Source organism: Ammoniphilus soli, assembly GCF_040813775.1.
On sequence record NZ_JBEGDL010000025.1, the window covers coordinates 33,277 to 55,176 of the forward strand.

Below are 21,900 nucleotides of genomic sequence, written 5' to 3' on the forward strand. Positions count from 1 at the left end.
CTTGTTTTGGTTATACTAAACAAAGAGGTTTTCTCCGCTTTTTTGATGTCCTCTTCCGATTACTGGTAAACACAGGCAGATAGTCTGTGTTTTTTATATTTGTCTCTGAATTTACGGGAGTGATGGAGATCATCCCTAACATCTTCATCAACCAATCCATGAGGAATAGAAAAGGTCGTGAATAAGATGAATTCGGTAAACCATCCTGCAAAGGAAAATTGGAAAAAGAATATTCTTCTCTTTTTGAGCAGTCAGACGATATCTCTATTTGGTTCGTCCTTAGTTCAATATGCGATGATGTGGCACATTACGCTTACGACGAAGTCGGGTGTGATGATGACCCTGTTTATCCTTTGTGGCTTTCTCCCTACCTTCATTTTATCGCCCATTGCAGGGGTATGGGCGGATCGCTATAACCGAAAAATGCTGATTATTTTATCCGATGCCCTGATTGCGATAGCTACAGTAATACTAGCCATTGTATTTATGATGGGATATGATGCGATTTGGCTGTTCTTTGTCATGGCTGCTATTCGCGCGATTGGCACAGGCATTCAAACCCCAGCGGTCGGGGCCATTTTGCCGCAAATCGTGCCAGAGGATCAGCTTACGAAAGTTAATGGAACATACGGAAGTCTTCAGGCGCTCAATATGTTCGTGGCACCTATGGTTAGCGCGGCTCTTTTGACCACGTCGTCTATTGAAGTGATCTTCCTTATCGATGTTGTTACTGCAGTGATTGCTATCCTAACGTTATTTGTATTTTTGAATATTCCGGTGCATGGGAAGGCATCTGAAAAACAAGCCACTAGCTATTTCACCGATTTTAAACAAGGCTTGATATACGTTAAAAATCACGAATTTCTGAAGAGATTCTTTCTGTTTTTTGCCTTTTTCTTTGTCTTGCTGGCCCCTGCTGCCTTCTTGACGCCACTGCAAGTCACGCGAAGCTTCGGTGATGAGGTTTGGCGGTTAACAGCGATCGAAATCACATTTTCGCTAGGCATGATGGCAGGGGGAGGAATCATTGCTTCTTGGGGAGGCTTTCCAAACAAAGTTCATACGATGACATTCGCCAGTCTTATCATGGGAGTTTGTACGTTGGGACTCGGTATCGTTCCTGTCTTTTGGGTTTATTTAATTTTCATGGCTGTATTCGGAGTTGCGATGCCCATTTTTAATACGCCAACGACAGTGTTATTGCAGGAGAAAGTAGAAGAAAATTATTTAGGTAGAGTATTTGGTGTATTTGGGATGATTTCAACGTCGATGATGCCGGTTGGAATGCTCATTTTCGGCCCTATCGCGGATGTGATCAGAATCGAATGGCTACTAATAGGAACGGGGTTACTCATTTTCATACTTGCTGTTTTCTTAGGACGAAACAAAGTATTAATTGAAACGGGAGAGCCAGTGTTGGAGAAAACATCCAATTCATGATTGTTTGATTGCTTCATTAGCTGAAATATGAAAGTCAAGGCCACCGTTTTGAGCGAAAAGCGAACGCAATGTGTTTAATAAAGCGAGAAATGAAGCATTCATTCAAATCATGCTTAATGGCGGTTTACGAATTGAAGAAGTTTCTGAACTCCAGTACGGTTCCATTGAACAAGGGGAATTAGTGATTAGGGAGGATGGGAAAGAAAAACGGCGAGTACCCATCGTATCCGATTTACAAGTGAAACTGTTAGAGTGGCTCTGCTGATCAAGCAATGTATCTTGCCAAAGAACAAGGAAAGTATAACTTCCAATTTTTCTCTTCTTAAGTATCGGGATTCTATAGCTTAAAAACCATACTAAAAACGACCGACAAATATGCTTCTGTCGGTCGTTTCCTCTTCAAATCTGTTCATACAACTTTCCCTGTAGTCGCTTATTTTCTTCTTTTAACCGCTCCCTCAGCACTTCCATCAGGGTATCCTCCTTCCATTCGTTGGACATATTCCGTTTAACGGCTTTTGGAGACTTCACATGCATTTGTTGGCTTCTAAGTGTTTCAATCCTATCTCTGAACCTTTAGTTAAATAACAAATGATAAGATTTCATTTAAGATAAAATTTTGCATAGTCCAAGTTCTAAGAGAAAACACGTAAACGAATATGTAGTTGATGAATTATACATCAGGACTTTTAAAGAGATAATTCTTTAGAAATTGGTTTCTTATTAGACTTTACCGATGTTTCTTGAACAATAATCACAGCACCAATAACTAGAACCATACCAAAGTATTGCCACAGATTTAATTTTTCCTGAAAACCGAGAAAACCCACTAGGGATGCAACTACGGGTTCGATTGTAGCGATGATAGATGCTCGACTTGATTCTACCGTGTGTAATCCTTTGGTATAAAAAATGAAGGGTAGCACGGTTGAAAGAAAGCCAAGCCCAATGATATAAATCCATACTTTAATACCTGAAAATAACGGTATGATGTGCCACAGTCCGCTGAAAGGAGTAATGGCAATGGCTGCGAACAAAAACGTATAAACAGTAACCGTTAGGGAGCTATATTTTCTAAGTGCCATTTTCCCGAATATGCTGTAAAGAGCATAAAAAAGACCAGAACCAAGTCCAAGAACAAGCCCAAATAATGAGATGGTTTCATTCGCATTTGGTAGTATGCCAATTACTAATGAGCAACCGATAAATGTTGTAATTAAAGCCAAAACCTTTCGAGTCGTTAGGGATTCTTTAAAAATGAGTCTCGAAAAAATAGCCACAAATGTTGGTGCGGTATAAAGAAGAATGGATGCAATGGAAATAGATGTTTCTTTAATCGCATGAAACAAGCATAAATTAAAAAGGACAATACTGAAAATTCCAGTTCCAATAAAATATTTGCTATCAGATGCTTTGATTTTTAACAGTTGACGATTCTTGAAAATAACATAAAATAGCAAAAATAAAGTGCTGGTTAAAGCACGAATGGCAACAACCTGTGTTGGTGTAAATCCCATTTCATAAAGGTATTTTACAAATAAAGGGATTATGCCCCATAATGATGCCGCCGTAGCAATTAATAGTAATGCTAATTTATTATTTATTGTTCTCTACCTCCCCTCCTATAATTGATTATACTATATACTAACGGATTTGTTTTGGCGAACGCTGGTAGTGTTAACCCATAAAAGAGGAGGAAATATGAAAAGGTTAAAAAACAATGGTAATAAATTCATTTTCTTTTTTATTATCTTGATATCATTCATCTATATTAATAACAGTTCTCTGCTTACTGAAAGTAGAGATGAAGATCCATTCTTGTTAGCTCATCGAGGAATGTCACAAACATTTCACATGGAAGGCATTACGGCCGATACGTGTACAGCAAAGAGGATTTATGAACCAGAGCATCCTTTTTTAGAAAACACCATAGCTTCAATGGAAGCAGCATTTAAAGCCGGAGCGGATATAGTAGAATTGGATATTCACCCAACCACAGATGGCAAGTTTGCCGTTTTCCATGATTGGACACTGGAGTGCAGAACCAACGGTAAAGGAGTTACCAGGGAGCATACAATGGAAGAACTGAAGCAATTGGATATTGGTTATGGTTATACGGCTGATAATGGAAAAACATACCCTTTTCGCGGCAAAGGAGTAGGACTTATGCCATCTCTTGAAGAGGTTTTAACCCATTTTCCGGAGCAGTCCTTTTTAATCCACATGAAAAGCAATGACCCAAAAGAAGGAGAACAACTCGCTGAATTTCTTGCGAAATTACCAAAAAATCGTTTAGGTCAGTTTACTGTATATGGGGGAGATGAACCCATTATTACTTTAAAAGAAGGTTTACCAGAAATTCGAGTGATGTCAAAATTAACCATGAAAAATTGCTTAATTCCTTACATTGCCGTAGGGTGGACAGGATATGTTCCAGCATCTTGCGAAAATACACAATTACATATCCCTGAAAGCATTGCTCCGTGGTTGTGGGGGTTTCCAAGTAAATTTCTAAATCGCATGGCGGATTCCAATACACGAGTAATACTTGTTGCAGGCGGCGGTGGATTTTCAGAGGGGTTTGATAAAAAAGAAGATTTAGAACGCGTCCCCATCAATTATTTTGGAGGGATTTGGACAAATCGTATTGTTATGATTGCTCCTATTTTAAAAGAATAAACTGGGGATTCTATTGCTTAAGAAGCTGCCAGGGTGTCTTCTTTTGATTTTACTGAAGTGAAGGGCATACATTGAATACATAAGGTATCAAATATGATCAATTTAAAAAAATCATGGTGGGTGAAATGATGTCTAATACCATAAGACTCAGAAGAATAATTTTAGACTTAGCCGTTACTTTAGATGGATTTATTGAAGGGCAAAAAGGAGAAATTGATTGGTGCATCATGGACTCTGAAATGGGGTTCACCCATTTCTTGAATCAAATTGATACGATTTTATATGGAAGAAAGAGCTACGATTTATGGGGACAATATACTCCTGGAACGGAAGAATCGGATACCGAAAAAGAAATGTGGAAATTGGTTCATAGCAAAGAAAAATATGTGTTTTCCAGAACGCAAAAAAGGACGGATCATGGTGCCATTTTTATCAATGATCATCTTCTTGAAGAAGTAAAAAAATTGAAGAATAAGCCTGGTAAAGACATCTGGCTATATGGCGGAGCAAGTCTTATTACAACTTTTATAAATTTAGGACTTGTTGATGAATTAAGATTATCTGTTCACCCTGTTATTTTGGGAAGTGGAAAACCTTTATTTATTGACATAAAACAGAGATTAAATCTAAAGCTGGTTCATACAAGAACTTTTTCCTCTGGCGTTGTTCAACTATGCTATCATCTTGATGAAAGTAATAAAATTTAAAAAGCATCTTGTTCAACCGATTTGCGTCCTGCATCTTGACGCTGTTCCTTAATAAAAATCACTCCAATCAAGCCAATGATGGAGAAGATGACTGGAGTGATGAAACCGTAGTAGTATCCATCACCTATACTGCCTAAAGTACTCTGAAAATGATCCAATACATTTCCAAAAATACTGGGCAGCAATACAGCGCTTAGAAATCCACCCGTATTGGCAAACCCAGAGACCATGCCAGATTCTACTATAGGGAAAGATTGACGAACGAGAGCAAAGGTTAAGGCACTTGCCCCATATCCAAAGCCAATGATAAAGAAAAGCATAATGAGCATGAACAATGGCGGATTCCCATGAAATAAAAGGAAGGAAGACCAACTCAATAAAATCGTAATATGAACAACAACATAAGGGCGTTTAATGGTTTCTAACCTACTTGAAATCCAACCCGTTAGAGGAGCACCCATAAGTGCCCCGATAAGACCAATCATAATGAGCTGACTCGCGTCTGAACGTGTCATTCCATACACATCCATCCCATAGGGAACGGCCCACGAACTGATAAATCCTACATAAGCGCCTACAACCCCAAAGTGACAAAAGAATAAAGCCCATGCCTGCGGATTCGAAAATATTCTTTGTAGTAAGACCAACGTTTTTTCGCGTTGCAGCTCATTATTTACAGATGCCGATTCGTTAAGATGGAGTTGTTTTGGCTTTTTTAAGAGTACAAAATAAAGGAGAATGCTACATAGACATAGTAGTATTCCTGCTGAAAAAAATGCTGCCCTCCAACCAAGTAGGACAATCCATGCAGAGAAAGGGACTGTCGCCAAAAGGAACCCAAGACTTCCTGTCATTCCCGCCAGACCAATTAATCGAACAAATTCCTTTACATTAAACCATTGGCTCAAGATTAACACCATATTGACCCAGATGGTCGCATCCCCGGTCCCCGTCAGTATTCTGGCAAAGAACAGGACAAGTTCATGTGTACCAAGACTATAAATGATGGTACCTAAACCTGTAAGTGCTGCACCTATAATGAGAAAAAGATTGGGACCAAAACGATCAGCCAAAATACCCATCGGAATTTGTAAACCCGTGTAGACGAAAAATTGTATACTCGTCAGTAACCCAATCGTTGATGCTGTTACATGAAAATCCCTCATCACTTGGTCTGTAATCAATCCCGGAGCGGTTCGTTGGCTCGCCATTAATAAATAAGTCAACATGACAGAAGCAAATACAACCCATCTATATCTGCTGTTTTGTTTGTCCAAATATCCCCACTCCTGATCGCTTTTATCCTTATATATATGGATTCCTGTAACGGTACAAACCAGTTTTTTCATGGAAACAAAATGAAGATGATTTGGGATGTTAAAATTCGTCGCATTAAATCACCATCTAAGAAGGTTAAATTAAGACTGGATACCTTGAACAATGAGCTCGATTTGTTCCTTAGCTCCTAATGCACTAATCCCCTGTGATAACAAATAACATATTCAATATCATAATATAGGAATTTAACTATGATATAAGTGAATTCCTAAAATTGATGAAGTAAACAATTATCCTGCTGTCCATGTGATTGCAGGATTTTTTTCTACCTTGTCTTATTTATGTGAGCAATACCTAAACGACTATATCCAGACATTGCACACCAGTACAATACAACCGCCAGTCGTGTCGAACGAGCCAAACGACACGCCATTGAGATGTGCTGGACACGTGGAAGCAAGGAAATCCAATACTCTATTTTTCCAGCCTACCAGCATAATGCACATAAGCCGACCAATTCGGAATTCATTTTTACACTAGCTTTTCATGTAAGCCAACATCTAATGGACCAAGAAAATCAATAGGTTTGATAAACTCAGTACATGGTCTTCAACGGAAAAAGGAAAGGTAATTCATTATAACGAGTTCCGTTACGGGGCTCAAAATTACAATTTACAAGTCATTTCGAGCGTCGATTCGCATATGAAATCACGCTTTTCTTTTTGTTGTTTTACTTGGCAAAAATATGACCATGTATCGAGACTTTTACCGAAAAACAACAACGGATGGAAATAACGAAAAAATAACTGAAGTTCTATTTGGGAGTATCAATAACAGTGACATCCAAACGGTTGAAGTATCTAAGGATGGAAACCGATTTACCCTAACAGGCAGGTATTATTTTAAAGTAGGGGATTATAGAATTGTCAGGGGATTAAATAACAGGGGAAAAGTGATTGACCGACAGGGTGGATAAAATATAAATATTCAGATAAATGTTTCTGGGTATTCTTATAAAACGAACAGAGATAGATAGCAGGGGACGGGATCGCGGCATCCCTCCCCTGCGTTTTTTGCTAAGCTAAAGGGAGTTTAGTGACATAAACGGTTTTAATTTTATTGTAATTTCGAACCTAAAACCATTTATTTTTCGTATTATTTATATAACTTAACTTAAAGCGTGGGGAATCTTATGAAAAATATTAAGTTTGGGTTGTTAACCACTGTTTTCATTTTTATTTTTCTGGTTGTTCTATCGTATATCTTCACTTCAACATTAGATAAAGAGTTTATCTCCAAATGGGGAATAGGTATTGGGATTTTAATGATTATTTCAATTCTGCCTTTACATCGTTTTTTGTTTTTTGGCAGTCTTCCATCTGCACCTAATTGGGTTCCAACGGATGAATCAAAAATTTACCGTAGAATTATCAAGGATTATGAGGATGAGAAAGGAAAGGTCGAACATCCGTATAGATGGGTTCTGGTTATCTCTGGAATGCTGATTATATTGATTTCAATAATTATGACAAGAATTTAAAGAAAACAATGGCTATTACCGCTCAACTATCGTGGATCCATAGTTCAAATACAGTTGCTTAAAGGCTTTAGGTGGTGGGTGAAATTTTGTTAATTGGAATCGGAAGTACAATACTTGGTCTAATATCGTTTTATTTTTCAAGGTTTTTGTGGAAGAAAGGTAATCCAGAAGAAGCACACGAACACTTAATAAATGCATTAATTGACGCTATTTTCAATTCATTGCGATTAACTGCATGGTTCCTCCCTTCCTTCGAGAGTTATCGAAGTTGGGCTATATTATTGTGGGTCGCGGGGGTGCTGTTGTTGTTATATGGGATTCCTTTAATAATACTGAGTTTTCCTTCTTGAACTAACGGAGATCAAGAGCGTCATTGTGCTTTCATCCTTTTTTATTTAGTCAAGTAAGTAACAGGTAGTATAGTCTAACTGATTTTATGGTTTTTTACGGTAAACGGTAAACTTTATATTTAGGAGAGTGATGAAAAGATGAGGAGACGGGGAACTGGTATTGCATTTATAGCTATATCTGCTTTTTTGATTTCAACTAAATATATAAGTGCTGCTATTTTTGGTTCGGGAGTTGCTAGTTGGAATGAGCAATTGTTTAACGCAATGCTAAATGATGTTGGAAATACACTTAGTAATTTCAGTTTATGGACGTTAATTATAGGAAGTATATATAGCTCGGGCAGAATTTGACGAATTAAAAATTAAGAACAAGTTGGATGAATAAATATTTATTCTAACGGAGATCGTTTGTTGAGGAACTAGTTGGCTAGATTAACATGGGTTTTGAATTTTTGGGGGTTTAAGAGTAGAATACCTTTTATAACAGAAATCTCATCTTCTAGAATGGAGAAAAAGGAGAAATGTATAGCGGTAGTGAGCAAAATGGACAACGTAAAATACGGAAAGGACAGGAATGAAGATGATCAGTAAAAAGCCGGTGAAGTTGGATGACCTAGTGGGAGAAATTGAAATACAAATAAATGGTACGTTTACATACATCAACACCCAAACAGGAGAGGTGATCACATTATCGGAAGAAGAGATCCGTGCGGTAGAACATGAGAAGCCAATCGAGAACTTTCCTGATTGGCAAAAAGAGAATATTGAAAAAGCAATAGAAATATTAGAGGATGAGGACGGGATCTACCTCGATTTCACATTAAGGAACGAGTACCATGAGTATGAAATTATGGAAGAATTTATTGGGACAGTTATTGAAGAAGAGATTCGAGAAGCCTTGTATGAAGCCATTCAAGGAAGAGGGGCATTTCGAAGATTTAAAGATGGGATCATAGAGCATGGTGTCGAAAAAGAATGGTATGAATACAAGGATAAGAAGATAAAGGAATTAGTCATTGAATGGTGTAAAGAGCATGACATTTCATTAGAGGAATGAAGATCTATCCTTCGATCCTTGCATCATGATCTGGATAATCAATTGAATCAGAAAGCCATCAATTCCCTCTAAATGCCAGTAGATGAAATGGGAGCGACGGAATCAACGCCATCGCTCCTTTTTTGGTTTCCTTTCTGAACAAACGGGCAGCATTCCTTAATTAGTGGTTACACAAAAAATACCAATTGAGTTGATATGATCCATAATTTGGATAGTATAATGGAATTAGGTTTGTTATATGAAGAGTTCATACTAAAACCTGCTTCACACAAACGGACCGAAAGGTCTACTCACTTCGGATTAAAAAGCTAGTTAGATTAATTTCACTATGGACAACCCTTATACAGAAAGGATGAATTGTAATGAAGACTTCTCACAAAGAGAAGGCGGTGTCGTTTTTGCAACAGGTTGTGTCGGGGAAAGTGCGCGAAGCATACCAGAGCTTCAATAGGTCCTGATTTCCGCCACCACAATCCCTATTTCCGTGGTGATGCTGATTCGCTTATGCTCGCGATGGAAGAGAACGCGGCCAAGAATCCTCACAAGATTCTTGAGGTAAAACGTTCCATCGAAGAGGGAGATATCGTTGCGGTTCACTCCCATGTCAAGCAAAATCAAGAGGATCTTGGAGGGGCAGTGGTCCATATCTTCCGCTTCCATAACGATCTCATCGTAGAATTTGGGGATTTGGGTCAGCCTATACCGGAGAATTCTCCCAATGAGAATGGCATGTTCTAATGCGGGATAAGAACTTATGGTGCTCAACAGGAGGATTTACGATTGTTCCATGTGGGTTAAATGCACTTCTTTAGCACGGCATTATCTTAAATCTCGTATCGGATAAGGTTGTTTCACGTTTAGATTTAAGAACTAGAGGTATCTATATGAAGTGTATTCGCTAGGATTTTGGTCAGATTTTGAAAATAAAGGGAGGAATAACTATGACAAATACAAATCAAAGAATCGTTCCGCATTTATGGTATGACAAGGAGGCAAAAGAAGCAGCCGAGTTTTACGCTTCCATTTTCCCGGACTCAAAAATTACGAATGTAACAACACTCCACAACACACCATCAGGCGACAGCGATGTGGTCTCTTTTGAGTTATGGGGGGAGAAGTTCATGGCAATCAGCGCAGGGCCTTTGTTCAAGTTCAATCCGTCGGTGTCTTTCATAGTTAATTTTGACCCATCGCGAGAAAAAAACGCGAGAGAAAAAATAAATGAGGTTTGGAATAAATTGTCCGAAGGTGGCACAGCGTTAATGCCGCTTGATAAGTATCCGTTCAGTGAGAGGTATGGCTGGATTCAGGATAAGTATGGTTTGTCGTGGCAGTTAATCCTTACCAATCCAGAAGGTGAAGAGCGGCCTACGATCGTGCCGTCGCTTTTGTTTGTCGGCGATAAATGCGGCAAAGGGGAAGAGGCGATTCATTTTTATCTCTCAGTATTTAAGAACTCAAAGCAGGGACTTATTGCCCGCTACCCTGATGGTATGGAACCTGACAAAAAAGGAACAATAATGTTCTCTGATTTCATGCTTGAAAATCAGTGGTTTGCAGCAATGGACAGCGCGCGGGAGCATAAATTCTGTTTCAACGAGGCAATCTCATTTATTGTGTACTGCGACACACAAGAAGAGATTGATTACTACTGGGAAAAGCTGTCTGCGGTTCCTGAAGCCGAGCAATGCGGCTGGCTGAAAGATATGTACGGTGTATCTTGGCAGATTGTGCCAAGAGAGATGGACGAGATGATGAGCAAGGGCACACCGGAGCAAATTACTTGCTTAACTCAGGCATTTCTTAAAATGAAGAAATTTGATCTTGCGGAATTAGAGAAAGCCTTCAATGAATAATGAGAGTATAGCCCCCAACTTGATCGGTTAAATAACGGCTGCTTGCGCAAGCAGCCGTCTTTTTTTTATGATTGGGGTAGTTTTTGTGGAGTTAGCTGTTTTACCTGTTTAATTATACTATATATTAGATTGTGTTTTTTAGTAAGGGTATACATCGATGGATGTAACTGCCATTTTTTATTAACCGAAACGATTAAAAAGGCCTTGTAATGATGGGGTACATCAAAATATGCGCGAGTTAGGCCGAGATATGTAGCAATTATGCGTGACCGCTAAGATGATAATTTGTTCCTGTTGGTTATTGAACGATTGGTCAGGATAGTTTTAAGAAACGTAATATCAAATATTGCAACTTATTGGGGTAATATGATAGAAAAACGGCCTCTTTTAAAGAGACTCTCAGCAAGTATTTTAATTATTGGATTCCTTAAAAAAATGGTTACTGCCATGATTATACTTATCCATAAGCATCCCGCTTTTACCTACCTGCAATAGCGCCACGCTTTCTTGAATATGTATAATCCAAAGAAAAGAAAAGCTAGGAAGCCGATCTGTAACTTCAGGTAGCATTCCGATGGATACAGAATTACTTAGTGAATACAAATCAGGTCCCAAAAAGGAAGCTGCTTTATATCTCTGTGTAGATTATTGGAACAGTTCGTTTAATTTCACTCATTGCATACCTTCAAACTTAAACGTTACGACACCAATTAAACAATGAGCCAAGAGAAGCGCCGATCACTAATCGTTTATAAAGTTTGAACATACTCACTCCTCCTTCTTTATATTGGTAGTCTTTTTAATAGACGGATGAATCCAGGCAATGTTGCGTATTTTACATATGGTAGTTCATGTCAACGGGGTCATACTCCCAGGAGATCGGCCGTTCTTCCCCGGCTACCGTAAAAATAAAAACCTAAAATGAAAAAAATCAACCAGAAAAAACTGGCTGACCTCATAATACGAGGGGGATCGAATGTTGAGGCAGTGTGTTATCGCTGCTCCCTTTTCTTATTAAAGTATTGGGGGAGGTTAGTTTAATAAGAGCTTGATATCTCATATTAATACAAGGTGTTTTGGGGGAAATAAACAGATTAAATGGAAAAAAGTTGGTTTTAACCATATTCATTGTGGGCTAAAAGGTATTTTTTTAAAAATTGAACTCTTCCTAATTTAATTATAGCATATAAAAAATGGTAAATATAGACTATTTATTCTCATCTACTACTGCTAAAATGCAATAGAACTTTAATGAGATTTGTTGGAGGGATAAATATGTCAAGATCTGTTACACAAACTTCAAATCGTATTACAAGTAAAAGAAGGTGCACTCGCAACAGTCTTGTTAACAATGTCCTTTTCTTCCATGGATAAAACAGTAATATCTACTGCAATGCCTACCATTATTGGTGATTTACATGGATTTAATTTATATGCTTGGGTTTTTACTTCCTATATGATGGCAGCCGCAATTACTGTTCCTAATTACGGTAAATTATCCGATGTATTTGGTCGTAAACCGTTCTATTTATTTGGTCTGATTATGTGAAAAACGAGTGAAGCGTAGTAATATACAATTCATAGAAAACGAAATCATTCATCTTCGGCAGATGATCGGTGAATGGGTCGAGCAAAAAGAGCTGCGAGGCGTGTGCGAAAAAGGAATTGTAATGGTTAGGAGAGATATAGAATGAGTTCTTTGATTCTCGGTTTTCAGGAAATGGAAAAAACACAGCTTTTGCTCGTTGGCGGAAAAGGGTTAAATTTAGGGGAATTATCAAAAATTCAAGGAATACAAGTACCAGAAGGATTTTGTGTTACAACAGTGGGATATCAAAAAGCCATCGAACAAAACGAAACGTTTCAAGCATTGTTGGATCAACTAACACTGCTAAAAGTAGAGGATCGAGATCAAATTGGTGAAATCAGCAGGAAGATTCGAGAAATCATTATGGAAGTAGAAATTCCTTCCGATGTTGTGAAAGCAGTTGCTCACTATCTCTCCCAGTTTGGCGATGAACATGCTTATGCAGTGCGTTCTAGTGCGACTGCTGAAGATTTACCACATGCCTCTTTTGCTGGTCAACATGACACCTATTTAAATATTATCGGAAAAGAAGCAATCTTGCAGCATATCAGCAAATGTTGGGCTTCCTTATTTACGGATCGTGCGGTAATCTACCGAATGCAAAACAGATTTGACCACAGCCAAGTTTACTTATCCGTTATTGTTCAAAGGATGGTTTTCCCACAGGCTTCAGGGATTTTATTTACCGCTGATCCGATTACTTCTAACCGAAAGCTGCTATCAATCGATGCCAGTTTTGGACTTGGAGAAGCACTGGTCTCTGGCTTGGTATCTGCCGATTGTTATAAAGTACAGGAAGAGGAAATCGTCGATAAGATGATAGCAACCAAAAAATTGGCTATCTATGGACGAAAAGAAGGCGGAACAGAGACACAGCAGATCGATCCTGATCAGCAAAAGACTCAAACCCTTACTGAACAACAAATTTTACAACTAGCACGCATAGGAAGACAGATCGAAGCTTATTTTGGTTGCCCACAAGATATCGAATGGTGTTTGGTTGATGATACATTTTATATGGTCCAGAGTCGGCCCATCACTAAATTATACCCCATCCCTGAAGCGAATGATCAAGAAAATCACGTCTATGTATCTGTCGGTCACCAACAAATGATGACCGACCCCATGAAACCATTGGGATTGTCTTTTTTCCTGTTAACGACTAATGCACCCATGCGAAAAGCTGGTGGAAGGTTGTTTGTGGATGTCACACATATGCTGGCTTCGCCTGTCAGCAGAAAAACGATAATAGATACCTTGGGAAAATCCGATCCGCTCATAAAAGACGCACTTATGACCATAATAGAGCGAGGAGATTTTATAAAATCGTTACCAAATGATAAAAAAGAACAGAGTCCCGGTAACAATAAAGGTGTGTCGTCTGCGGGTTTTCAAGCACAAATCGAAAACGATCCGACAATCGTTTCTGATTTGATTAAGAGTAGTCAAACATCGATAGAAGAGTTAAAGCATAACATCCAAACGAAATCAGGACCGGATTTATTTGATTTTATTCTAGAAGATATCCAGCAATTAAAGAAGATTTTATTTGATCCACAAAACTTGGGTGTGATTACGGCTGCTATAGATGCTTCATCATGGATCAATGAAAAAATGAACAAGTGGTTGGGTGAAAAAAACATAGCAGACACGCTTTCTCAATCTGTGCCAAACAATATTACTTCGGAAATGGGGCTGGCGCTATTGGATGTCGCCGATGTGATTCGCCCTTATCCGGAAGTAATTGCTTATTTACAACATGTAAAAGATGATAACTTTTTGGATGAACTGGTTAAGTTTGATGGTGGACAGGAAACCCAAGACGCGATCTATGCTTATCTTATCAAATACGGAATGCGATGTGTCGGAGAAATCGATATTACTAAAACCCGTTGGAGCGAAAAACCAACGACACTTGTCCCCATGATTCTTAGTAATATCAAAAACTTTGAACCTAATGCCAGCAATCGGAAATTTGAGCAAGGGCGACAGGAAGCTTTAAAAAAAGAACAAGAGTTATTAGATCGATTGAAGCAATTACCAGATGGTGAACAAAAAGCCAAAGAAACAAAACGAATGATCGACCTAATCCGGAATTTCATCGGTTATCGTGAATATCCAAAATACGGCATGATTAATCGCTACTTCGTTTATAAGCAGGCTTTACTGAAAGAATCCGAACAACTCGTACAAGCCAACGTTATTCATGAAAAAGAAGATATATACTATCTCACTTTTGAAGAACTTCGCGAAGTCGTACGCACAAATAAACTGGATTACCAGATCATCAGCAAACGAAAAGACGAGTACAAATTATATGAAAAACTAACTCCCCCACGTGTCATCACGTCTGATGGTGAAATCATTGCAGGTGAGTACAAACGAGAAAATCTCCCAGCCGAAGCTATTGTAGGTCTGCCTGTTTCTTCCGGAGTTATAGAGGGACGAGCACGTGTCATCTTAAACATGGAAGATGCTGATCTAGAAGATGGAGATATATTAGTCACCTCCTTTACTGACCCTAGCTGGACACCATTGTTTGTATCAATAAAAGGCCTAGTCACCGAAGTTGGTGGACTGATGACCCATGGAGCAGTTATCGCACGTGAATATGGCTTACCAGCAATTGTCGGAGTGGAAAATGCTACTAAACTGATAAAAGATGGGCAACGAATTCGCGTGCATGGAACAGAAGGGTATATAGAAATACTATAATTCATTACCTTTAAATCATAAAAGAAGAGCATTCGAATTAGGAGAATCATTGACATCATGGTGCTTTGCGGTCTATGGTAAGAACCCTGTCACTAGGACATATAAGGGGGCAGTAACTGAAGATCGATATTAATGTCTGTTAAGATTATCTTGAAATCGAGTCTTCTGTTAAAGGGCGCGATTGTTGAATAATTAAATCCCAATTTCTCATTTATATCACTGAAAGATTGGGATTTTTAATAGTGGAATATCCTTAACGTTGTAAATCCGCGTTTTGCTAAAGGTACCCCTTAATGGATGAAAAGCTTCCGAACGGTATACTTCATCTATTTGGCCCTCAGATGAAATCGCGGAAATTTGGAAAAAACCGTCGGTTCTTCGTATCGCAAGTAAGCTATGCGGTTTCCGTCCGGCGACCAGCTCATAGGGGTGGCAAAGCAATCGGAGACCGCAAGCGTGCTTTTTTGTAGACCGGTCCGATTATCGGTTTGGATGAGAGAATAATACTTGTTTTGGGGCGCTGTAGGTGATAAAGGAAGAATCGGGCGACCATTCCGGAAAGTAGTTTTTAGCCTGCGGTCCGCCTTCCAGGGAATATGTTTTGCCTGTGGCCAGATTAACGGTCGAGATGATGGATATGCTGACCCCGGGTGAAGTGTAGAGTGCGAAGCTGCCGTCGGGTGAAAGCCTGACGTTATGAAGCATGCCCTTCTTTTTGGGTCAGTTGCCGTTTGTTCCATCAGCATTTATTTTATAGAGTTGGCTGATCCCTGCTGGGTCTGGGGCGGCAAAAAAAGCTCTCTCCCTGAAGGAAACCATTGGGCATTGAAAGCTCCTTCTTGCAAGATCGAGCTGCTGGAATGGGATATGATATCGTAAATCCCAATGCGTCCGTTTTTTACATAACACAGGAACCGGCTGTCCGCCGACCAATAAGGAACCGAATATTCCTCTCCCAATCCTCGAGTGAGCGGATAGTTAAGAGCCGTCATAGGTCGGTTAAGCCAAATATCGAAGGTTCCTCCGCGATCCGACGTATAAGCGATGGCTCCAGCGCCGTCAAGTCGTATCATCTCAAAATGCTGTATAAGCAAATCCTCCCCCATAAACCTTCTTTACACTTCCTTCCTGTTTATTCGGGATAAAGTCATAGGCGCTAGTACCAATGGTTTATTATCATAGTGAAGGAAAGAATACATATAAATTTAAAGATTATAGCCCAGATCAGAGAACTGGCAAAGGAGTGGGGGAATGGTTCGGGCGTTAGGGTTTGGTGATGCATTTGAATTTGCCAAAGATCTGATTTAGCCTCATTTCAGCGCGTTCCAAGTAGGAAGGTATGCCGCACAAATGGTGGAGGAAACTGCTGAATGAATTTCCGACTAATCCCCTCTCAATACCGCTTAAACCCTTCCCCCAGTATTTCATTCGCCTCAGTCACAATAACACACGCACCCGGGTCGGTTTCTTGAACTAGATTTTTTAAGTGATTAATCAAGCCGCTCTTTTTCCGTAAATCCGCCGTACCCCGGTATGCGGGTAACTCCCCGATCCATATCATATGGAAAAGATGTTGAAGTAATAGATGAAGAGGGTGTCAAAAAGTCAACTTTTGAGACACCCTCCTGGAGTTCTTCACTACTTTAACTTTCCAGCCCCCGCTTTTGCTTTCACCAAGGCTGGTACGCTTTGAGTGGGGTCAATCCGATCGCATAGTTCAGGGACCCATCCCACATTTTCATCAAACTTCTTGGCGGGGTCACTTGTTGCTTCGTTGTGGGCTGCGACAAGATCGACCTTATGATGTTCACTGGCGCCATTAATCAGGGTACCGTCTTCGTAGATGGATGTTCCTTTCCAATTCTTAAGAATCTTGGACGGATCGACGTCATACCCGAAATCAAAATAATTATTTTCTGCATAAATCTTGGATTCAATGCCTACCCCTAAGGCGTATTCGAACTTATATTCGGACTCATTGTTGAACTCATAGTAGTTGTTAAAGACGTGGACTTCACCGAAACGAACGCGCGGAAGGCGCTGACTCAAATTTTTATAATGATTGTGGTGAAAGGTCACCTTTAATTTTCCGCGGTCATCCTTTCTACTGTCGCTCGAACCCACGATGGTCACTTTATCATGGTCTTCAAACACATTGTAAGACGCTGTGACATAGCTTGCTCCATTTTTAACATCCAACAATCCATCGTGCTGTTGATACTCACGACCGTAATATTTACCGGAAGCGCTGTCAGGATATTCGCCGTCACTGAACGTGTTATGATCGATCCAAATATGGTGAGCATCGTTCAGGATAGATACATTATCATATTCGGAGTTCCAATTTCCTTCCGCTCCGTCTGTCGGATCCCATTGGGGGAAATAATCGATGGGTGCTTCGAATTCGATATTTCGGATAATCACGTTGGATTCGTTATCGATCAGTAAGCCTCCACCAATGATCCGAGCGTCATCACCTTGACCGATAATACTGGTGTTGGAACCGATCTTAACCATGATTTGTTGGGATTGTTTTTGCTGTGCTGCGGCACGGGCTGCCTCCTGGGGCCCAAAAACCTCATCTTTCATTCCCCATACCTTCGGGTCGTATGCAGCTAGATATTGCTCAAAGTCATACCCGGTTCCTTCGCTGTACTCTTCAGCTGTCAATTCTTGATTATTTTCGTCCACATTCATCAGGATTGTGCCTTTGATATAAATGATTTTAGGCGTGTCATTGTCTTCCGTTTTTGCTTTGTCTCCTTTTAAGGCTTGAATCAATTCGCTTCGATTCGTCACCGTGTAGACATGATTGGAATCAGCAGCAGCACCTCCCGTCGTTCCCTCCAAGTTCGCGGTCTTGGCAGCCGCCCAGCCATCTTTGGGACCCAGTACCTCACGGCCTAGTTCATTTGAGGCAGCATAGGTTGAAGAAAAGGTGACAGCCATCAGGGATGTAGCAAGAAGTGTGGTCCAAATTTTTTTCATTGATTTCACCTCGTTGTTTTTTAAACCGCTTACAGGGATTCGGTAAGAGGTTAGATGGTTCAGTTCCTAAGTTTAGAGTAAATGCTCAAAAATGATAATTTAATATTTTTAGAATATTGTTTGAAATATTAAGTTCTTGTTTAAAGATTTAGAAATGATAAAAAAACAAAACATTTTTCTTAATATTTTATATGTTTTATCAATATCAAATTCTGTATAATCTGAAACTGAAACCCAATGAAAGAGGTGAAAAATTATGAAAAGGAATAGGGTCAGGAAAAGGATGTTTATTTCTTCACTTACCCTTGTTACCCTAATGTCCGTGTCCCAGTGGCCGGCAGATAGGGGAATTCATGCGGCAGGTGCAGAAAGCACCATCATCTATGAAGCGGAGCAAGCGGTCTTGAGCGGTGCGATTGTCGATACGAAGCATACCGGATTCTCCGGCACTGGTTTTGTTGACTACTATCCGAATACAGCAGGAGGATCTATTGAATGGACGGTTGAGGTGCCGACAGCGGGTGAATACACGTTAGCGTTTCGTTATGCAAACGGAGGCGTGGAGGATCGGCCTGTTACCATTTCCATTAATGGTACGGTCTTACAAGAACTGGCTTTGGAATCGACCGTGGAGTGGACGAACTGGCAAACAACGTATGTAAAAGTAGCCTTACAGGCTGGCCAAAATGTGATTCGAGCCACGGCATCGGGAATGACGGGCGGGGCCAACATCGACTACCTAGGGGTAGGCCAGCCAAGTGACGAACAGAACCAGCCTCCTGTCGAGAGTGAGGTAGAGGTAACGGATTTAAATCATTTGATAAATGGATTACTGAAGAAGAAATTGCAAACGCTCGGTGTCCTCGCCAAGGAAGGACAAGCTTCTGAAACGAGTAGGAACTTTCCAGTCAAAGATGTAAAGATCGAACATGTACATTTAGTAGGAAAGAATCTTGTTGCCGTGACCTTGGACAGCAAGTTTGAGTCCTTCGATTTCCGTGACATTGCTTTAGATCACAGGGCAACCGGGCAGCTAAAGGTTCAAAGAGCCGCGGTAGGAACGAATCCCCAAGGGAACACGGTTCTGATGCTTGAAACTTTTGATCCATTTCATCAAGAAAAATTCATCAACGAGGACAAAATCTATGCTGCGGTGACTCAAACCAACTCTACTGACGTCTTAGGCAGCAAGCTGAAGGAAGGGGATCAAAAGAAGTTAAAGGATTTAACCGAAGAAATCAAAGCCATACCGAATAAATTAACGGTTTCCAAAGATGGTCTAGGCGATTTTGCAACCGTTCAAGGGGCAATTGATGCCGTTCCTCTGGATAATACGGAACGGGTTGAAATTTTGATCCATGACGGTGTCTATAAGGAAGTTGTGACCATCCCCAGAAGCAAGCCCTTTATCGACCTGCGGGGTGAAAGCGCTAACGGAACGATTATTACCTATGATAACTATTCCGGAAAGGAAAAACCGACAGGCGGAACGTACGGAACAAGTGGAAGCGCAAGCGTCTACTTATACGCGGATGACATTACAGCCGAAAATATTACCTTTGAAAATTCCTTCGATGAAAGCAGTGTGAACGTGAACAACAAACAAGCGGTTGCCGTTTATACCCGAGGAGATCGCATGACTTTTAAGAATGTCCGGTTTATCGGCAATCAAGATACGTTATACACCAACGGAGGAAGCCAGTACTTTTATCAGTGTTACATTGAGGGGGATGTAGACTTTATTTTCGGCGGGGCAAGGGCTGTTTTTGAGGATTGCGATATCGTCTCTCTTGACAGGGGCTCCTCTACCAATAACGGATATGTGACCGCTGCAAGCACATTAATTACCGAGCCGTATGGATATTTGTTTATTAATAGCCGACTGCTCAGTAATGCACCGGACGGTACGGTCCATTTAGGAAGACCGTGGCATCCGGGCGGGAATCCTGACGCGATCGCCAGTGTGGTATTTATAAAGTGTTATCTTGGAGCCCACATCAACCCGCAAGGTTGGACAGACATGTCCGGATTCCTCGCTTCCGATGCCAGGTTTTACGAATACCAAAACTATGGTCCTGGCGCCGTCATCAATGAATCCAGAAGGCAGCTGACGGACGAGGAAGCCCAAGCGTATACGATTGAGAATGTATTAAAGGGATGGAATCCGAAGGAATAGGAAGGAAGGGGACATAGGATGAAAACGTGGAAGAATAAATGGAAAAAGTTGTGTATAGCGGTGTTGTCTACGAGTTTTATTTTGGGAGGCAGCGGGGCCCTAGTTTCGGATGTGCAAGCGAACAGCAGTAACGGAACCGCAAGAAATAGTGTAACTGTTTATCTAGCGGGGGATTCAACCGTTTCCAACTACGAAAGCCATCTTGCTCCTCGCGCAGGATGGGGTCAAGTGTTCGATGAGATGTTTGACGATAAGATAATTGTCAAGAATGAGGCCGTATCCGGGAGGAGTTCCAAGAGCTTTATTGATGAAGGGCGATTAGCGCCAATTCTTGATCAGATCGAAAAGGGAGATTATCTTTTTATCCAATTCGGGCATAATGACGAGAAAATAGAGGATCCAACCCGATACACGGAGCCTTATACCACGTATAAAAGTCATCTGAAGCAGTATATTGATGGGGCTCGGGAGAAGGGTGCCATTCCTGTTCTGATCACGCCAGTGGAACGAAGACGCTTTACAGCCGAAGGTTTAGCGAGAGATTCACACGGCGAGTACCCTGAAGCCATGAAAGAGCTTGGTCTGGAGGAAAATGTACCGGTCATTGATTTGACAGCTAAAAGCAAGGCATTGTTCAACGAGCTTGGACCCGAGGGAACCAAAAAAGTATTTTTGTGGCTGGATCCCGGTGTAAACCCGAATTATCCCAACGGAGTTCAGGACAATACACACTTCCAGGAGGAAGGAGCTAAGCAGATTGCCCGTTTAGTCATCGAAGGGATTGACGAATCAAAGCTGTATCTTCGCAATCACTTAGCTGAGAATTTGCTAGAATCCCGTTAATCATCAAAGTGTAAACCTAAAAAAGGCAAGTAAAAGCGACCCTATAGAATGGGGTCGCTTTCGCTTTTTTATACGTCCACTTTGATGAAGGCGATTGATATTATATGGGTACGAACGAATTGGTAAACTTAAAGTACTTTAAGGAGCCCTTCTGTATGATTATAAATGTGTAGTTGTGGCAAATGTGGTGTTGATGGCGGTTATGTTATGAAGGATAAAGTATTGGTTTATGGAGCTGGCGGCGTGCAAGGCGGTGCAGTGGCAATCAATGGTACATTTAGCCGAAAAGCTGGAACAATTGAAACTACCCTTTTAACTTTTATAACCGGCTCGATGTTTCTAGCCATTTTAATTCTTTTCTTTGGACAAGGAAATGTGCTAGGAATACTAGAAGCACCTAAATGGCAATTAAGTGCTGCGTTTTTGGGCACTCTATATGGACTTCTAACTATTGCGGCTGTCCCAAAAATTGGAGTCATTGCAACCAATACATCAGGAATTGTTGGTCAGCTTGTCATTGGCATTCTTATTGATAATTTCGGTTGGTTTAATAGTTTAGTAATACCTTTAGACTTAAAACGTTCTTTTGCATTACTATTTATGTTTATTGCCCTTTACTTTATCTATAAAGGAAATAAGCGCTCAAGTGAAGAAGCTCATGCACAACACATTTAAATAATTTA

Annotated in this window: 22 protein-coding genes and 1 pseudogene; 16 read left to right on the plus strand and 7 right to left on the minus strand. The window is 40.3% G+C overall.

The features are described from left to right. Positions 1–186 precede the first annotated feature (186 nt). Both ABLT31_RS28745 and ABLT31_RS28750 read left to right on the plus strand, forming a co-directional pair. Entirely contained in the window at positions 187–1,440 is a 1,254-nt protein-coding gene (locus ABLT31_RS28745; protein ID WP_367758224.1) for an MFS transporter, read from the plus strand. A gap of 70 nt (positions 1,441–1,510) precedes the next feature. Further along, positions 1,511–1,705, plus strand: a complete 195-nt coding sequence (locus tag ABLT31_RS28750) for a tyrosine-type recombinase/integrase (protein WP_367758181.1) — start codon at positions 1,511–1,513, stop codon at positions 1,703–1,705. A 134-nt stretch (positions 1,706–1,839) separates the two neighbouring features. Here the strand turns inward: ABLT31_RS28750 and ABLT31_RS28755 are convergent, their stop codons facing one another. Then, the gene (locus ABLT31_RS28755) at positions 1,840–1,971 is read right to left on the minus strand and encodes a hypothetical protein (RefSeq protein ID WP_367758182.1); all 132 of its coding nucleotides are present in this window, start codon (positions 1,969–1,971) and stop codon (positions 1,840–1,842) included. 158 nt (positions 1,972–2,129) lie between these two features. Further along, positions 2,130–3,044 carry a DMT family transporter gene (locus tag ABLT31_RS28760; RefSeq protein ID WP_367758226.1) on the minus strand — a complete coding sequence of 305 codons (915 nt, stop codon included), beginning with the start codon at positions 3,042–3,044 and terminating at the stop codon, positions 2,130–2,132. 97 nt (positions 3,045–3,141) lie between these two features. Here ABLT31_RS28760 and ABLT31_RS28765 point away from each other — a divergent pair, with 97 nt between their 5' ends. Together ABLT31_RS28765 and ABLT31_RS28770 are read left to right on the plus strand one after the other, a co-directional pair. Further along, entirely contained in the window at positions 3,142–4,119 is a 978-nt protein-coding gene (locus ABLT31_RS28765) for a glycerophosphodiester phosphodiesterase family protein (RefSeq protein ID WP_367758183.1), read from the plus strand. 128 nt (positions 4,120–4,247) lie between these two features. After that, a complete protein-coding gene (locus ABLT31_RS28770; RefSeq protein WP_367758184.1) occupies positions 4,248–4,826 on the plus strand; it encodes a dihydrofolate reductase family protein in 579 nt (192 codons plus the stop codon). On the opposite strand, the gene ABLT31_RS28775 is transcribed toward ABLT31_RS28770, so the two are convergent. Further along, positions 4,823–6,103: an MFS transporter gene (locus ABLT31_RS28775; protein ID WP_367758228.1), complete on the minus strand. Its 1,281-nt coding sequence runs from the start codon at positions 6,101–6,103 to the stop codon at positions 4,823–4,825. The genes ABLT31_RS28770 and ABLT31_RS28775 overlap by 4 nt on opposite strands. Before the next feature lie 351 nt (positions 6,104–6,454). Here ABLT31_RS28775 and ABLT31_RS28780 point away from each other — a divergent pair, with 351 nt between their 5' ends. From ABLT31_RS28780 to ppsA, 9 genes and pseudogenes are all read left to right on the plus strand, one after another. After that, positions 6,455–6,688, plus strand: a complete 234-nt coding sequence (locus ABLT31_RS28780) for a sporulation initiation factor Spo0A C-terminal domain-containing protein (RefSeq protein ID WP_367758230.1) — start codon at positions 6,455–6,457, stop codon at positions 6,686–6,688. Positions 6,689–6,849: 161 nt separating this feature from the next. After that, on the plus strand, positions 6,850–7,080 hold the full coding sequence (locus tag ABLT31_RS28785) for a hypothetical protein (RefSeq protein ID WP_367758185.1): 231 nt from the start codon (positions 6,850–6,852) through the stop codon (positions 7,078–7,080). Positions 7,081–7,296: 216 nt separating this feature from the next. Then, entirely contained in the window at positions 7,297–7,644 is a 348-nt protein-coding gene (locus tag ABLT31_RS28790; protein ID WP_367758186.1) for a hypothetical protein, read from the plus strand. Between the two features lie 924 nt (positions 7,645–8,568). Beyond that, a complete protein-coding gene (locus tag ABLT31_RS28795; protein WP_367758187.1) occupies positions 8,569–9,051 on the plus strand; it encodes a UPF0158 family protein in 483 nt (160 codons plus the stop codon). Positions 9,052–9,413: 362 nt separating this feature from the next. Continuing rightward, positions 9,414–9,789 (plus strand): annotated as a pseudogene (locus ABLT31_RS28800) (nuclear transport factor 2 family protein). 203 nt (positions 9,790–9,992) lie between these two features. Next, complete coding sequence (locus ABLT31_RS28805; RefSeq protein ID WP_367758188.1) at positions 9,993–10,907, plus strand: VOC family protein; 915 nt, start codon at positions 9,993–9,995, stop codon at positions 10,905–10,907. A gap of 1,366 nt (positions 10,908–12,273) precedes the next feature. Continuing rightward, complete coding sequence (locus tag ABLT31_RS28810; protein ID WP_367758189.1) at positions 12,274–12,456, plus strand: MFS transporter; 183 nt, start codon at positions 12,274–12,276, stop codon at positions 12,454–12,456. Positions 12,457–12,463: 7 nt separating this feature from the next. After that, positions 12,464–12,601, plus strand: coding sequence for a hypothetical protein (locus tag ABLT31_RS28815; RefSeq protein WP_367758190.1), 138 nt, complete (start codon positions 12,464–12,466; stop codon positions 12,599–12,601). Then, complete coding sequence (gene ppsA / locus ABLT31_RS28820) at positions 12,598–15,210, plus strand: phosphoenolpyruvate synthase (RefSeq protein WP_367758191.1); 2,613 nt, start codon at positions 12,598–12,600, stop codon at positions 15,208–15,210. The genes ABLT31_RS28815 and ppsA overlap by 4 nt, the downstream gene beginning before the upstream one ends. A 326-nt stretch (positions 15,211–15,536) precedes the next feature. On the opposite strand, the gene ABLT31_RS28825 is transcribed toward ppsA, so the two are convergent. The 4 genes from ABLT31_RS28825 to ABLT31_RS28840 all read right to left on the minus strand — a co-directional run bounded on the left by ABLT31_RS28825 (position 15,537) and on the right by ABLT31_RS28840 (position 18,198). Continuing rightward, positions 15,537–15,956 (minus strand): hypothetical protein, encoded by a 420-nt coding sequence (locus tag ABLT31_RS28825; RefSeq protein WP_367758192.1) that lies wholly within the window; start codon positions 15,954–15,956, stop codon positions 15,537–15,539. Next, complete coding sequence (locus ABLT31_RS28830; protein WP_367758193.1) at positions 15,957–16,283, minus strand: TolB-like translocation protein; 327 nt, start codon at positions 16,281–16,283, stop codon at positions 15,957–15,959. Positions 16,284–16,603: 320 nt separating this feature from the next. Then, on the minus strand, positions 16,604–16,771 hold the full coding sequence (locus ABLT31_RS28835) for a DUF2179 domain-containing protein (RefSeq protein ID WP_367758194.1): 168 nt from the start codon (positions 16,769–16,771) through the stop codon (positions 16,604–16,606). A gap of 77 nt (positions 16,772–16,848) precedes the next feature. Then, on the minus strand, positions 16,849–18,198 hold the full coding sequence (locus ABLT31_RS28840) for a pectate lyase family protein (RefSeq protein ID WP_367758195.1): 1,350 nt from the start codon (positions 18,196–18,198) through the stop codon (positions 16,849–16,851). A 316-nt stretch (positions 18,199–18,514) separates the two neighbouring features. Here ABLT31_RS28840 and ABLT31_RS28845 point away from each other — a divergent pair, with 316 nt between their 5' ends. The 3 genes from ABLT31_RS28845 to ABLT31_RS28855 all read left to right on the plus strand — a co-directional run bounded on the left by ABLT31_RS28845 (position 18,515) and on the right by ABLT31_RS28855 (position 21,892). After that, positions 18,515–20,374, plus strand: a complete 1,860-nt coding sequence (locus tag ABLT31_RS28845; protein WP_367758196.1) for a pectinesterase family protein — start codon at positions 18,515–18,517, stop codon at positions 20,372–20,374. Positions 20,375–20,392: 18 nt separating this feature from the next. Continuing rightward, the gene (locus ABLT31_RS28850) at positions 20,393–21,217 is read left to right on the plus strand and encodes a rhamnogalacturonan acetylesterase (protein WP_367758197.1); all 825 of its coding nucleotides are present in this window, start codon (positions 20,393–20,395) and stop codon (positions 21,215–21,217) included. A 207-nt stretch (positions 21,218–21,424) separates the two neighbouring features. Then, positions 21,425–21,892: a DMT family transporter gene (locus ABLT31_RS28855; protein WP_367758198.1), complete on the plus strand. Its 468-nt coding sequence runs from the start codon at positions 21,425–21,427 to the stop codon at positions 21,890–21,892. Positions 21,893–21,900: the final 8 nt, after the last annotated feature.